Raw genomic sequence first — 13,001 nt, 5'->3', positions numbered from 1 at the left:
CCGCCCGTACGGCCCCTGCGGCCCGTCCCGTCCACACAGCGAACCGGAGCTGCTCCCCCATGACCGACTCCCCCCAAGCCGAACCCGAAGCCGAACCCGAAGCCGAACCCGAAGTGGCGACGCGCCCCCTCGATACATGGGTACAGCACCGCACTGACAACGGGGTCTCGTGGATCACCCTCAACCGCCCCGAAGCCATGAACGCCCTGACCTGGGACCAGCGCGAACGCATCATCGCACTGCTCGCCGGGGCCTCCGCCGACCCGGCCGTCCGGGCCGTCGTCCTCACCGCCACCGGCAGGGGCTTCTGCGCGGGCGCCGACCTGCGCGGCGCGCCCGCCACCGGCGGCGAGCGCGTCGCCGGCGACGTGGCCCGGATGATCCGGCTCGGCGCGCAGCGCCTGATCACCGCCGTGCTCGACTGCGAGAAGCCGGTCATCGCCGCCGTCAACGGCACCGCGGCCGGCATCGGCGCGCACCTCGCGCTCGCCTGCGACCTGGTCGTGGCGGCCGAGTCGGCCCGCTTCGTCGAGGTGTTCGTCCGTCGCGGCCTGGTCCCCGACGGCGGCGGCGCCTACCTGCTCCCCCGGCTGGTCGGCCCGCAGCGGGCCAAGGAACTGATCTTCTTCGGGGACGCCGTCGCGGCGGCCGAGGCCCAGCGGCTCGGCCTCGTCAACCGGGTCGTCCCCGACGGGGAGCTGGAGGCCCGCGCGCGGGAGTGGGCCGAGCGCCTGGCGCAGGGCCCGACGCGTGCGCTCGCGCTGGCCAAGCAGCTGGTCAACGCCTCCCTGGACGGCGACCGGGCGGCGGCCCTGGCCGCGGAGGCCGCCGCCCAGGAGATCAACATGACCACGGTCGACGCCGTGGAGGGCGTGGCGAGCTTCGTGGAGCGCCGCACGCCCAAGTACCTGGGCCGCTGACCGGACGGGGCGACGGGCGCCGCCGGCTACATCTGCGGGTTGGGCTTCAGCAGGGCGAACACCGCGCCGAAGGGGTCCGCCAGCCAGGCGATCCGGCCGACGTCCGGCACGTCCGTCGACGGCATCAGCACGGTCCCGCCCGCCTTCACCGCCGCCGCTTCGGTCGCGTCGGCGTCCGCGACATTGAAGTACGGCACCCAGCGCGGCCGCTCCCCGCCGCTCTCGCCGCCCGCCCCGTCGCCCATCGGGGCGATCCCGCCGAACGAGGCCGCCTTCTGGTCGCCCTCCTCGGTGCTCAGCACCCGGTACGTCATCCCGGGCGTCTGCATGTCCTCGCCGCGCCAGCCGAAGAGCCCGCCGTAGAAGGCGAAGGCCGCGGCGGGGTCCGGGACGTGGAGCTCCGCCCACAGCAGCGAGTTCTCGGCGGACGCCACCTCGAACCCGGCGGTCTTCCCCGGCTGCCACAGTGCGAACTCCGCGCCCTGCGGGTCGGTGGCCTGCGCGAGCCAGCCCTCCGCCATGGCGTCCTCCGGCTCCGTGCGGATCGTCCCGCCGCCCGCCTTGACCGCGTCGACGGTGGCCCGGATGTCCGGGGTCATGAAGTAGACCATCCAGGCCGACCTCGCGCCCTCCTGGGTCAGCTGCCCGAGCCCGGCGACGGTCTTGCCGTCGCGCTGGAGGAGCCCGTACCCACCGGCGTCGGGCCCGGCGGACTGGTGGGTCCAGCCGAAGACCGCGCCGTAGAAGGCGGCGGCCGCTCCGGTGTCGGGGCTGCCGAGGTCGAGCCAGTTGGGCGAGCCCTTGCGGAAGTCGGTTCCGAGCACGGTTCCTCCTGCGAGTGGTCCAGGGTTACGGGTGCGGGTGCGGGTGCGGGTGCGGGTGCGGGTACAGGTACGCGTACGGGTGCGAGTGCGCGACGGGCCGGACGGTGTACGGGCCCGGGGATGCGGTCCGGGGCCACCTTGCCCAGCCCGCCCGGCGGGGTCGCTCCGCCTGCGCGCACCGCCCCGGCCGATTCACCCGTTCGGCGGAACCCCGGCGCCGCACGCCCCCAGGGGCCGCGAGGCCCACCCGCACCGGCCTGCGCACACGCCTTCCCATCTGACGAGCCGTCAGTTTCAATCGGGAGGGTGATGGGACACGCAGGGATGGCGGCCACCGTCGTCCGATACCTCAGGTCAGTCGGCGCACCGGGTTCCGGCCCCGGCTCCGCCGCACACGCGCCGGAGCCCTCCGTTCTGCCCCGTCCCGACCTGCGGGCCGTCGGCGAGGACGAGCGCGCCCCCGTCGGCCCCGCCGAGTTCCGGGCCGTGCTCGGGCACTTCGCCAGCGGTGTCACCGTCGTCACCGCCCCGCCCGGCGACGGGGAGGACGGCCCGGCGGGCTTCGCCTGCCAGTCCTTCGCCTCGCTGTCGCTGGACCCGCCGCTGGTCGTCTTCATGGTGGGCCGTACGTCGACCAGCTGGCCGCGGATCGCCCGCGCGGGCGTGTTCTGCGTCAACATCCTGGGCGCCGGGCAGGGCGAGCTGTGCCGCCGGTTCGCGGTCAGCGGTGCCGACAAGTTCGCCGGGGTCGCCCACTCCCCCTCCCCCGCGACCGGATCCCCGCTGCTCGACGGGGTGTCCGCCTGGGTCGACTGCCGGATCCACGCCGTGCACACCGGCGGGGACCACCTGATCGTGGTCGGCCGGGTGGAGGCACTGAGCGCGGCCGGCGACGAGGGGCCGCTGCTGTTCCACCGGGGCCGCTTCGGCCGGATCGCGGACACGGACGACGCCTGAGCCCCCGGCCCCGCCCAGCGCCTCCCTGTCCCGCCCCCACCCCGCCACCGGGCGCGTCCCGGCAGCCGTACGCCCCTCCGGCCCGCCGGAGGGGCGTACGCGGACGGCGCCGCGCGGGCGGGCACCCGGGAGCGCGGGAGCGGCCCCGCACCAGCCCGTGCACCAGCCCGCCCCGCCGCGCGCCGGTGCGCCGCCTCAGAAGGTGAGCACCCCCCGCGCCACCCGCCCGTGCTTCGCGTCGTCCGCCGCCTTCGCGAAGTCCTCGACCGGGTAGACCTCGGTCACCAGCTCGTCGAGCAGCAGCTGCCCCTTGCGGTACAGCTCCGCGTACAGGGCGATGTCCCGCTGCGGCCGCGACGACCCGTACCGGCAGCCCATCACGGTCTTGTCGAGGTACATCGACGACACCCGGAAGGACGCCTCCTCCTCGAAACCGGGCACGCCCAGCAGCACGGCCTGCCCGTGCCGGTCCAGCAGGTCGATCGCCTGGCGGATCAGCCGGACGTTGCCGACGCACTCGAAGGCGTGGTCCGTGCCGGTCGGGAGGATCTCCTTCACCGCCGCCGGCGCGTTCGCGACCGCCGAGGCGTCGACGAAGTGCGTGGCCCCGAACTGCCGGGCCACGGCCTCTTTGGCCGGGTTCGCGTCGACCGCCACGATGGTCGTCGCACCCGCGATCCGCGCGCCCTGGAGCACGTTGAGCCCGATGCCGCCCGCGCCGATGACGACCACCGACTCGCCCCGGTCGACGCGCGCCCGGTTCAGCACCGCGCCGACACCGGTCAGCACGCCGCAGCCGATCAGGGCCGCCGATGCCATCGGGATGTCGTCGGGGATCTTCACCGCCTGCACGGCCTTGACGACCGTGCGCTCGGCGAACGCGGAGTTCGAGGCGAACTGGAACAGCGGCTTCCCGCCGCGCGAGAAGGGCTGCCCCGGCCTTCCGATCGCCTTGCGGCACATGGTCGGCCGGCCCCGGTCGCAGTCGGCGCAAGCACCGCAGTTGGCGAGCGTCGACAGCGACACGTGGTCCCCGGGCGCCACGTGCGTTACCCCCGCCCCGACCGCTTCGACGACCCCGGCCCCCTCGTGCCCCAGCACCACCGGCGGGGGGAACGGGATCGTGCCGTCGATCACCGACAGGTCGCTGTGGCACAACCCGGCCGCCGCTATGGCCACCAGGACCTCCCCCGGCCCCGGACCGCGGACCTCCAGATCGTCCACCACCCGGGCCTGCTCGCCGTCGAACACGACGCCCCTCATACCTTCACCGCGCCTCTCTGGGCAGGCCGAGCACCCGCTCGGCGATGATGTTGCGCTGGATCTCGTCCGAGCCGCCGTAGATCGTGTCGGCGCGGGTGAACAGGAACAGGCGCTGGTCCTCGTCGAGCCCGGGTCCGTACGGCAGGTCCGGCGCCCAGGCCGCGGGCCCGGCCGTGGCGGCCGCGCCCCTGACCGCCACCGCCAGCTCGCCGAGCCGCCGGTGCCAGCCGCCCCACAGCAGCTTGGCGACACTGGGCGCACCCGGATCGCCGCCACCGCCGTCGCCGCTGATTCCGCCTTCTCCGCCGTCCGGGGCGGCGGTGCCGAGCGTGCGCAGGGCGTTCCAGCGCATCGTGCGCAGCTCGGCCCACTGCCGGACGAGCCGGTCGCGCAGTACGGGGTCCCCGGCGCCGGGTGCGCCGAAGGCACGGGGCGCACCGGGCGCACCGGGCGCATCGTGTGCGCCGTGTGCGCTGGCGTACGCGGCCAGGACGCGCTCCAGTTCCGCGGCGAAGCCGATCTGCTGGACGAGGGTGGAGACCCCGCGTTCCCGTGCCAGCAGGCCCATGGCCACGGTCCAGCCGTCGCCCTCTCCGCCGACGACCTCGGCGGCGACCGCCCCGTCGAAGAAGACCTCGTTGAACTCGGAGGTCCCGGTCATCTGCCGGATCGGCCGCACCTCGATCCGGCCCGGCTGGTCCATCGGCACCAGGAGGAACGACAGCCCCCGGTGCCGCCGGGAGCCGGGCTCGGTGCGGGCGAGGACGAAGCACCAGTCGGCGTCCCGGGCCATCGAGGTCCAGGTCTTCTGGCCGGTGACGCGGAACGACCCGTCGGCGGTGTCGCGGACCGCTGCCGTCCGTACGCCCGCGAGGTCGGAGCCGGCGCCGGGCTCGCTGTAGCCCTGGCACCACAGCTCCTCGCCGCGGGCGATGCCGGGCAGGAAGCGGTCCTGCTGCTCGCGGCTGCCGTACGCGACGAGGGTGGGGGCGAGGAGGTTCTCGCCGATGTGGCCGACGCGGGCGGGGGCGCGCGAGGCGGCGTACTCCTCGGCCCACACCACCTGCCCGGTCAGCGAGAGCCGCTGCTGCCCGTACGTCCCGGGCGGCGCGTCCCAGCCCTGGCCGATCCAGCCGCCGCGGCCGAGTTCGCGTTCCCAAGCGCGGCGCACCCCCACTCCCTCGTGCTCGCTGCCGGGCCCGCCGAGTCCGGCGGCCTGCGCGTACGGGCCCGTGAGGTGCTCGGTGAGCCAGGCCCGGGCACGGCCGCGCAGCTCCTCGTCCTCGGCGCCGAAGCTGAAGTCCACGGTGTGCCGCCCCTTCTAGGCGTTGGGGCGGTCCTTGGCGGCCGCCGCCCTGGCCATGGCCTCCAGCTGCGCGAGCATCGGCATCGGGTCGGTACCGACGGTGCCGGGCAGGAAGTCGGCGATCTTCTGGGGGGTCCAGGGGCCTTCGGCGTATCCGGCGCGCAGTTCGCGCGGCTGGGCCCAGACGGCGATCTTCGGGCCGGCGACCGTGTAGACCTGCCCGGTGATGCGCTCGCCGCCGGGGGCGACGGCCTTGTCACTGAGCAGGTAGGTGACGAGGGCGGCGACGTCCTCGGGCTCGCCGATCTCCTTGAGTTCCATGGGGACGTTCGCCGACATGCGGGTGCGGGCGACGGGGGCGACGGCGTTGGCGGTGACGCCGTACTTGTGCAGCCCGAGGGCGGCGGAGCGGACGAGGGAGATGATGCCGCCCTTGGCCGCGCTGTAGTTGGCCTGGGAGACGGAGCCCTGGTGGTTGCCGCTGGTGAAGCCGATGAGGGTGCCGCAGCCCTGGCGGCGCATCACGGCGGAGGCGGCGCGGAAGACGGTGAAGGTGCCCTTGAGGTGGGTGGCGAGGACCGGGTCCCACTCCTCCTCGGACATGTTGAACAGCATCCGTTCGCGCAGGATGCCGGCGACGCAGACGACGCCGTCGATGCGTCCGTACCGGGTCAGCGCGGTGTCGACGACGCGCTGGCCGCCGTCCATGGTGGAGATGTCGTCGGCGACGGCGACGGCCTCGCCGCCCGCGGCGAGGATCTCCTTCACGACGGCCTCGGCTATCTCGCTGGTCGGTGCGCCGCCGTCGATGCCGACGCCGTAGTCGTTGACGACGACACTGGCGCCCTCGGCCGCGGCGGCGAGTGCGACGGCGCGGCCGATGCCGCGCCCGGCGCCGGTGACCGCCACGACCTTGCCTGCCAAGAAGTTCCCCACGCCGACCCCTTCCCGCGGTTTCTGACGGACCGTTAGATTTTATGGGCAGTCGGACGCCGCCGCACAAGCCCGCCGCAGCCGCAATCACGGCCGAGGAGTTGATGGACCGTGGCCCTGCCCGCCGAGTTCCACGAGATCGCCAAGCGCGTCAACAACTGGGGGCGCTGGGGCGCCGACGACGAGATCGGCACCCTGAACCTGATCACCGACGGGGTGGTCCGGGCCGCGGCCGCCGAGGTGCGGACGGGGCGCCGGATCCCGCTGGCGGTCCCGCTCAAGGAGGACGGCGTCCAGGCCGGACTGATCCCCGGGCGGATCAACCCCCTGCACACGATGGTGCAGATCAACCAGGAGCTGTTCGGCCCCGGCACGGTGGCCTGCAGCGACGACGCCGTGACCATGGGGCTCCAGGCGGGCACCCACTGGGACGCCCTCACCCACGTCTCCCACTCCGGCCGCATCTACAACGGCCGCCCCGCCGGCACCATCACGGCGCACGGGCGGGCCGCGTTCAGCGGGATCGACAAGGCCGCCCCGATCGTCTCGCGCGGGGTCCTGCTCGACGTGGCCCGAGCCAAGGGGCTGGACCGGCTGCCGGGCGGCCACGCGGTGACCCCGGAGGACCTGGCGGAGGCGGAGGAGTTCGGCGGGACGACCGTCCGGGCGGGCGACGTCGTCCTGGTCCGCACCGGTCAGATCCAGGTCTTCCTGGCCGGGGACAGACACGGCTACGGCTTCCCGTCCCCCGGCCTGTCCGTCCGCACCCCGGAGTGGTTCCACGCCCGTGACGTGGCGGCCGTCGCCAACGACACCCTGACCTTCGAGGTCTTCCCGCCGGAGATCGAGGACCTCTGGCTGCCGGTCCACGCCCTGCACCTGGTCGAGATGGGCATGCACCAGGGCCAGAACTGGAATCTGGAGACGTTGTCCACAGCCTGTGCAGAAACGCGCCGCTACGCCTTCCTGCTCTCCGCCATGCCGGAACCCTTCGTCGGCGCGGTCGGCACCCCGGTCGCCCCGGTGGCCGTCCTCTGACCGGGCGGGCAGGCCCCCGACCGGGCGGGCAGGCCCCACCTCCCGCGCCGCGCGCGCCACGCCCGGCCCGAGTTCACGGGCCGGGTCGAACAGCCCGGGACGCTTCCGCCAGACATCTGGCGCTAGTCACACAGCTCGCTCCGACACCGCCCGGGCGGCCTCGTCCTCCACAGCCCGGAGCTCGTCCACGGCCGGTCTGAAAGCGGGGTCATCGCGGCTGGCGGTTCCCTGGACGGCCGCCAGGGCGCGGCTGCGGCGTGCGGCCAGCTCCGGCCGGCGCTCGATCTCCACCTCGGCAGCCCAATGAGTGAGCCAGTGCTGGAGGTGGCCGATCTTGTCACTGCTGACGGCTGCGGCGAGGGCGCGGTTCTCGCACCTCTCCATCTCGTCCAGGCGGTGCGGGGCGATACGGGCCAAGGCGACGCGAACGGCGTCAGGCGTGCGCTCGGGACGTGGAACGAGTTCGCCCCGGTGGTCGGGCTGCGTCGTCATGCTGTCCTCCAGGTAGGACACCAGCCAGCGCAGCCAGCCGCGGGTTGCGGCGGCGGGCTTGGCGGCGAGCCCTGTACGGGCCACCTCCACCTCACGGGGAAGGAATCCGCGCCCGGCAGCTCACGCCAGCCGGAACCACACCGCCTTGCGGTCCGGCCGGGCGCTGACGTCCCAGCCGTCGGCGTACGCCGCGACGAGCGCGAGACCGCGGCCGTGCGTGTCGAGCAGACCCGGGCGGCCGCCGCCGTCCCCGTCCGGCGGCCGGTGCCCAGCCGCGGAGTCGTACACGGACACCGTGACGCGGCCTCCTGACAACACCACCTCCACGGCGATCTCCCGCGTGTCCGTGTGCCGGTGGGCGTTGGTCACCACCTCCGAGGTGCACAGCCGCGCCCGGTCGGCGAGCTCCGGATGTCCGGTACCGCGCAGGACCGACACCACCCAGTCGCGGGCGATGCGGGGGGTGTCCGGGCGGCTCGGAGCCACCATCCGGTAGGTGAGTGCGTCCTCCGCCGCAGGCTCGGCGGGGACCAAGACACTCGTCTTCATACTGCTTCTCCCAACGCGGTACGAGTTCACGCGCCCCGCCGTGCGCTGAATGCCGTGGCTTTGGCCGCCCCCGGGCGAAACGCCCCGCGTCAAGGCGCGTTTCAGCGACTGCACTTCGACCTCCTGACGCACGAAGCGGTGCACCACCGACTGTAGCGGGTTGCGTACAACGCGTTGTACGGCTTTCCGTAACTTGCGGTGTAAGTGGACCTCGTGTCGACCTGAGGCCAGACTGATCCCCCGACAGAAGGGGAAGGCGATGCCGCCAAGGAAGGCCCCGACCGCGCGGCAGTGTCGGTTGGGTTCCGAGCTTCGGAAGATCCGTGAGAAGGCAGGGATTTCACTCACCGAAGCCGCAGCGCAGCTAAGCACCGACCGCACGACGATGAGCAATGTCGAAGCGGGCAGATTCGGCGTCAGCAGCGAGCGCGTGCGGACGTGGGCGAACCACTACGGCTGCCCGGACGCGATGTACGTCGACGCTCTGGCCGCGATGGCCGCGGAACGCGTACGCGGCTGGTGGGACGACTACCGTGACGACCTGCCGGCCGGGCTACTCGACATCGCGGAACTTGAGCACCACGCCGTTGCGTTCCGCCAGTCGCAGATCCTGCACATCCCAGGACTCCTCCAGACCGAGGACTACGCACGCGCCGTCTTCGCGGAGGCTGTCCCCGCTTTGCCGCCGACGAACCTCCGCCGGCTGGTCTCCTTTCGGATGCGACGCCGCGATGTACTGGACCGGAAGGATCTACCAGAGTGCACTTTCCTGATCCACGAGGCCGCCCTGCGCATCCAGTTCGGCGGCCGGAAGGTTGCCGTCCATCAGCTCGGCTACCTACTGGAACAGACCGAGCGCGAGAACGTGACGGTCAGGGTGATCCCCTTCGAGGCCGGGGGATTTCCGAACGCCGGAGTCTCGACCGTCTACGCGTACGGACGGGTCCCCCAGCTCGACACGGTGCAGACCGACACCGCCAGATCCTCGGAGCTTCTTGATGCCGAGCTGCCAATGGCCAACTGCCGTGCAGCGCTGGACCGGATCGAGGAACGGTCGTACGACCCCGAACAGTCCCGCGAGTTCATTCGCAGGATGACACAACGAGCGTGAGGCGTGAGAGCTGTGGACATCAAGTGGCGCAAGTCCTCCAAGTCGGACGACGTTGCCAACTGCCTCGAAGTGGCAGTACAGAACGGCGAGGTCCTGATCCGCGAGAGCGATGACCCCAGTGTCATCATCCGGACCACCCGGGCGAAGCTCCGGGCGTTCATCGACGGGGCCGCGGCCGGCGAGTTCGACGACCTGGCCTGAGCCCGAACAGCGCGACCACCCCGACCCCCTCGCCCACCCGGGCCAGGGGGTCGGGCCTTCATCCCTCGCGTCACCGCGGCATGTGCCAGTCTCACCCGTTAGACGTCAAACGCTTGATACTCATCCGTCGCCAGCGTTAGCGTCTGCCGTGCGCGGCCCGGGCCGCCCCGGAGCCGCGCAACCCTCCTCGACCCTGCGCCAGTCGGGGAGGGCGCACCGTTGCCCCCTCCCTGCTGCTCGCACCGGCCCGGAGGGGGTAACCCTCCGCACGGGCAGGAGTACCGCGCATGTGCCGCATCCACTACGACCACTCGTCCCGGACGCCGCAGGACTACATGGCGGGGATCCACACCGGGTACTGGTTCGAGGCCGTCTGCTACCGGGACGGCCAGGACCGGCTGCCCGAACTGCTGTACCGGACCATGCTGGAGACACCCGAGAGGGCGGTCCGGCTGGTCCGGACGCAGATCCGGACCACGCACCCCTTCGCCCTGTCCCCCGCCGAGGTCGACCGCGCGCTCGCCTGGGCCGATGGCGGCGGTCGGGTCCAGGCGCTGGCCGCCCTGCACCGCGGCGAGCCCGCCGGCTTCGGCATCGCGCTCCGCGACGGGCGCCGGCCCGAGTGGCGCGTCCTACCCGTCGCCCACCTCACCCTGACTCCCACCCACCGCTGACCGGCAGTCACTCCGCCCTCGGGATGCAGCCCGCAGGCCGATGTCCCCGTCATGGAGCGGTGATTAAGTACAAGGCATGGAAACCTCACGGGGGAAGGCAGAAGGCGGTGCGCGGCAGGTCGGGGCCGGGGCCGGGCACCGGTGGCAGACGGCTGCGCTCTGGGTCGGGGCCGGGCTGGTCACGCTCGTGCTGTCGAACATAGTGCTGCGCGTACCGCTCGGGGTCGGCGACCAGATCTTCGGACCGGGCCCGCTGCTCATCGTGATCGGGCTCGCGGTCGCTGCGGTCCTGGTGCGGCGCGCACCGGTCGCCACCCTTTCGCTGATGCTGGTCACCGCGTGCGCGCTGATATTCGTCACGAACACGCCGCAGATGACGTTCGTCCCGGTGGTGGCCGGCGCGGTCGCGCTCGGACGTGTCGCCTCCTCCCGGCCCCGGCGGGTCGCACTGACCGCCGTCGCCGTCACGGTGCTGGCCGTGCTGCTCGGGCAGCTCGCCCGGCCCGTCCTCGGCGGACCCGGCCTCGTGCTCGCGCAGAGCCAGCTGCCGATCGTCGTACTGGCCTGGCTGATAGGCGACTCCATGCGGCGCAGCCGCGAGTCCGCCGCGCAGGAGCAGGCCCGCGCCACCGAACAGGCCCTCGCCGAGGAGCGGCTGCGCATCGCCCGCGAACTGCACGACCTGGTCGCCCACAGCATCGGCATCATCGCCATCCAGGCGGGCGTCGGCAGCCGCGTCATCGACAAACAGCCCGCACAGGCCCGCGAGGCACTACAGGCCATCGAATCCACCAGCCGGGAGACCCTGGCGAGCCTGCGCCGCACACTGGTGGCACTGCGCCGCAGCGAACCCGCACCGCTGGCCCCCACACCCGGCCTCGACGGGCTGGAGCAGCTCGCCGCCGCGACCGGGAGCGACACCGGGGTCCGGATCGAGGTGGTCCGGTCGGGAGAGCGGCGGCCCCTGCCGCCGGACATCGAGCTGGCAGCGTTCCGGATCGTCCAGGAGTCCCTGACGAACGTCGTCCGACACGCCGGCGCGGCCACCTGCCGGGTGGCCGTCGGGTACGGGGACGGGGAGCTGGCCCTGGAGATCACCGACGACGGACGGGCGACCGCGGTGGCGCACTCCGGCAGCGGATTCGGCATCACCGGCATGCGGGAGCGCACCGCCCTGCTCGGCGGCCGGTTCGAGGCCGGGCCCCTACCCGGGGGCGGCTTCCGGGTGGTGGCCGGCCTGCCCGTCGACCCGGCCGGGCAGCCCGAGTCCGCCGAACCGCAGCATCGTGGGGGCGACCGTGCGGACGAGCGCAGGGACGAGTACGTGAAGGAAGGGGAGCGATGAGCGGCAGCATCCGCGTTCTGCTTGCCGACGACCAGCCGCTCGTGCGGTCGGGGCTGCGGGTCCTGATGGCCGACACCCCGGACATGGAGGTCGTCGGCGAGGCGGCGAACGGCGCCGAGGCGGTCCGGCTCACCGCAGAGCTCGACCCGGACGTGGTGGTGATGGACATCCGGATGCCGGAGATGGACGGCATCGAAGCCACCCGCCGGATCACCGCCGGCCGCCCCGGCGGGCGCCCCGGCCGCGGCGGGACGGAGAGCGGCCCCTCGGGCGGGACGTCGGGCGGGGCCCGGGTGCTCATCCTGACCACCTTCGACGAGGACGACCACGTCTACGGGGCGCTGCGCGCCGGCGCGAGCGGCTTCGCCGTCAAGGACATGGCGCTGGACGACATCCTGGCGGCCGTCCGCGTCGTCGCCGCCGGTGACTCCCTGCTCGCACCGGGCGTCACCCGGCGGCTGATAGCGGACTTCGCCGCGGCCCCGGCGCCCGCCCCGGAACGGGTGCCGGTCGTCACGGAGCGGGAGCAAGAAGTCCTGACACTCGTCGGACGAGGACTGTCGAACAGTGAGATCGCGGAGACCCTCTTCATCTCCATCGCCACCGCCAAATCACATGTGGCGCGGCTGCTGACGAAGCTGGACGCCCGCGACCGGGTCCAACTGGTGATCAAGGCCTATGAGATGGGGCTCGTCAGCCCGCCCGGGTGACGGCCGGCCGGCAGTCGGCGGAGGCCGGGCGCGCCCGGATGCGGTACAGCGGGTGGCGGCGTACAGTCGCGCACGCCCCGAGCGCGGCACGGCAGCCGCCACCCCCGCGACCCGCACTCGTCAAGGCCTGCCCTTGGCGTCCCCTCGCGACGAATCGCTCCACACCAGGGTGATCAACAGTTGACGAACCGTCAACACCTCGTTAGAGGTACACGCGCGGTTCCCGGATCGACCCGACATTCTCGCGCGGCCCGTCCGTGCGCGTGGAAGCGCGCCCCTTGGCGCCGTCCGCACGGTCGACCTCGCACCAGATCCGTTTGCCGCCGCCCTCGCGCTGCCAGCCCCACCGGTCGGCGAGCCCGTCGACCAGCTCCAGCCCACGCCCGCCGGTGTCCTCCCCGCAGGCCTGCCGCCGGGACGGGGCACGGTCACTGGCGTCGGCGACCTCCACCCGCACGCCCGGCCCACCGAACAGCATCCGCAGCACCGCCGGGCACCCGGTGTGCACCACGGCATTGGTGACCAACTCGGAGATCAACAGGATCAGCGTCTCGGCGAGCGGCTCGTCGTCCTTTATCCCGCACCCCGCCAGCCGGGAACGCGCCCACCGGCGGGCCCGGCCGACCTCCGCCGGGTCCGGTCCTACCTCCAGCTGCACCTGAAGCACCTGCACCGCTC

Annotated in this window: 15 protein-coding genes; 8 read left to right on the top strand and 7 right to left on the bottom strand. The window is 73.2% G+C overall.

Going from position 1 to position 13,001, the window contains the following annotated elements; all coding sequences use genetic code 11:
* Positions 1 to 59: 59 nt before the first annotated feature.
* Positions 60 to 920, top strand: coding sequence for an enoyl-CoA hydratase/isomerase family protein (locus ACSHWO_RS19645; protein ID WP_438313429.1), 861 nt, complete (start codon positions 60 to 62; stop codon positions 918 to 920).
* Positions 921 to 946: 26 nt separating this feature from the next.
* On the opposite strand, the gene ACSHWO_RS19640 is transcribed toward ACSHWO_RS19645, so the two are convergent.
* Positions 947 to 1,744 carry a VOC family protein gene (locus ACSHWO_RS19640; RefSeq protein ID WP_438313427.1) on the bottom strand — a complete coding sequence of 266 codons (798 nt, stop codon included), beginning with the start codon at positions 1,742 to 1,744 and terminating at the stop codon, positions 947 to 949.
* Positions 1,745 to 2,068: 324 nt separating this feature from the next.
* On the opposite strand from ACSHWO_RS19640, the gene ACSHWO_RS19635 reads away from it, so the two are divergent.
* Positions 2,069 to 2,701 (top strand): flavin reductase family protein, encoded by a 633-nt coding sequence (locus ACSHWO_RS19635; RefSeq protein ID WP_385806247.1) that lies wholly within the window; start codon positions 2,069 to 2,071, stop codon positions 2,699 to 2,701.
* Between the two features lie 195 nt (positions 2,702 to 2,896).
* Here ACSHWO_RS19635 and ACSHWO_RS19630 read toward each other — a convergent pair whose 3' ends face one another.
* Genes ACSHWO_RS19630 through ACSHWO_RS19620 form a run of 3 tightly spaced genes read right to left on the bottom strand, consistent with a single transcriptional unit; the run spans position 2,897 to position 6,206 of the window.
* On the bottom strand, positions 2,897 to 3,964 hold the full coding sequence (locus tag ACSHWO_RS19630) for a Zn-dependent alcohol dehydrogenase (RefSeq protein WP_404241277.1): 1,068 nt from the start codon (positions 3,962 to 3,964) through the stop codon (positions 2,897 to 2,899).
* Positions 3,965 to 3,968: 4 nt separating this feature from the next.
* A complete protein-coding gene (locus ACSHWO_RS19625) occupies positions 3,969 to 5,270 on the bottom strand; it encodes an acyl-CoA dehydrogenase family protein (protein WP_438313425.1) in 1,302 nt (433 codons plus the stop codon).
* 15 nt (positions 5,271 to 5,285) lie between these two features.
* Complete coding sequence (locus tag ACSHWO_RS19620) at positions 5,286 to 6,206, bottom strand: SDR family NAD(P)-dependent oxidoreductase (RefSeq protein WP_361095642.1); 921 nt, start codon at positions 6,204 to 6,206, stop codon at positions 5,286 to 5,288.
* 108 nt (positions 6,207 to 6,314) lie between these two features.
* Between ACSHWO_RS19620 and ACSHWO_RS19615 the strand changes: the two genes are divergently transcribed.
* Positions 6,315 to 7,241, top strand: coding sequence for a cyclase family protein (locus tag ACSHWO_RS19615; RefSeq protein WP_438313423.1), 927 nt, complete (start codon positions 6,315 to 6,317; stop codon positions 7,239 to 7,241).
* 126 nt (positions 7,242 to 7,367) lie between these two features.
* On the opposite strand, the gene ACSHWO_RS19610 is transcribed toward ACSHWO_RS19615, so the two are convergent.
* Both ACSHWO_RS19610 and ACSHWO_RS19605 read right to left on the bottom strand, forming a co-directional pair.
* Positions 7,368 to 7,817 (bottom strand): hypothetical protein, encoded by a 450-nt coding sequence (locus ACSHWO_RS19610; protein WP_438313421.1) that lies wholly within the window; start codon positions 7,815 to 7,817, stop codon positions 7,368 to 7,370.
* Between the two features lie 36 nt (positions 7,818 to 7,853).
* Positions 7,854 to 8,282 (bottom strand): ATP-binding protein, encoded by a 429-nt coding sequence (locus ACSHWO_RS19605; RefSeq protein ID WP_404241281.1) that lies wholly within the window; start codon positions 8,280 to 8,282, stop codon positions 7,854 to 7,856.
* A 259-nt stretch (positions 8,283 to 8,541) separates the two neighbouring features.
* Between ACSHWO_RS19605 and ACSHWO_RS19600 the strand changes: the two genes are divergently transcribed.
* The 5 genes from ACSHWO_RS19600 to ACSHWO_RS19580 all read left to right on the top strand — a co-directional run bounded on the left by ACSHWO_RS19600 (position 8,542) and on the right by ACSHWO_RS19580 (position 12,323).
* Positions 8,542 to 9,393, top strand: a complete 852-nt coding sequence (locus ACSHWO_RS19600; protein WP_385806181.1) for a Scr1 family TA system antitoxin-like transcriptional regulator — start codon at positions 8,542 to 8,544, stop codon at positions 9,391 to 9,393.
* 3 nt (positions 9,394 to 9,396) lie between these two features.
* Positions 9,397 to 9,594: a DUF397 domain-containing protein gene (locus tag ACSHWO_RS19595; protein WP_385806183.1), complete on the top strand. Its 198-nt coding sequence runs from the start codon at positions 9,397 to 9,399 to the stop codon at positions 9,592 to 9,594.
* Positions 9,595 to 9,881: 287 nt separating this feature from the next.
* Positions 9,882 to 10,268: a hypothetical protein gene (locus ACSHWO_RS19590; protein WP_438313418.1), complete on the top strand. Its 387-nt coding sequence runs from the start codon at positions 9,882 to 9,884 to the stop codon at positions 10,266 to 10,268.
* Between the two features lie 76 nt (positions 10,269 to 10,344).
* A complete protein-coding gene (locus tag ACSHWO_RS19585) occupies positions 10,345 to 11,613 on the top strand; it encodes a sensor histidine kinase (RefSeq protein ID WP_438313416.1) in 1,269 nt (422 codons plus the stop codon).
* Positions 11,610 to 12,323, top strand: a complete 714-nt coding sequence (locus tag ACSHWO_RS19580) for a response regulator (protein WP_438313414.1) — start codon at positions 11,610 to 11,612, stop codon at positions 12,321 to 12,323. The genes ACSHWO_RS19585 and ACSHWO_RS19580 overlap by 4 nt, the downstream gene beginning before the upstream one ends.
* Before the next feature lie 202 nt (positions 12,324 to 12,525).
* Here the strand turns inward: ACSHWO_RS19580 and ACSHWO_RS19575 are convergent, their stop codons facing one another.
* A complete protein-coding gene (locus ACSHWO_RS19575) occupies positions 12,526 to 12,996 on the bottom strand; it encodes an ATP-binding protein (protein WP_385806190.1) in 471 nt (156 codons plus the stop codon).
* Positions 12,997 to 13,001: the final 5 nt, after the last annotated feature.

It is taken from the genome of Streptomyces pallidus (ex Mingjun et al. 2026) (assembly GCF_051550185.1).
GTDB lineage: Bacteria > Actinomycetota > Actinomycetes > Streptomycetales > Streptomycetaceae > Streptomyces.
Note: the sequence above shows the minus strand (reverse complement) of the source record. Positions and strands in the feature narration are given on the sequence as shown.

What these genes read in the sequence shown, in the direction of transcription:
- ACSHWO_RS19645 (WP_438313429.1), top strand. Translation starts at nt 60, where the DNA reads ATGACCGACTCCCCCCAAGCCGAACCCGAAGCCGAACCCGAAGCCGAA.
- ACSHWO_RS19635 (WP_385806247.1), top strand. Translation starts at nt 2,069, where the DNA reads ATGGCGGCCACCGTCGTCCGATACCTCAGGTCAGTCGGCGCACCGGGT.
- ACSHWO_RS19630 (WP_404241277.1), bottom strand. Translation starts at nt 3,964, where the DNA reads ATGAGGGGCGTCGTGTTCGACGGCGAGCAGGCCCGGGTGGTGGACGAT.
- ACSHWO_RS19605 (WP_404241281.1), bottom strand. Translation starts at nt 8,282, where the DNA reads ATGAAGACGAGTGTCTTGGTCCCCGCCGAGCCTGCGGCGGAGGACGCA.
- ACSHWO_RS19600 (WP_385806181.1), top strand. Translation starts at nt 8,542, where the DNA reads ATGCCGCCAAGGAAGGCCCCGACCGCGCGGCAGTGTCGGTTGGGTTCC.
- ACSHWO_RS19590 (WP_438313418.1), top strand. Translation starts at nt 9,882, where the DNA reads ATGTGCCGCATCCACTACGACCACTCGTCCCGGACGCCGCAGGACTAC.
- ACSHWO_RS19585 (WP_438313416.1), top strand. Translation starts at nt 10,345, where the DNA reads ATGGAAACCTCACGGGGGAAGGCAGAAGGCGGTGCGCGGCAGGTCGGG.
- ACSHWO_RS19580 (WP_438313414.1), top strand. Translation starts at nt 11,610, where the DNA reads ATGAGCGGCAGCATCCGCGTTCTGCTTGCCGACGACCAGCCGCTCGTG.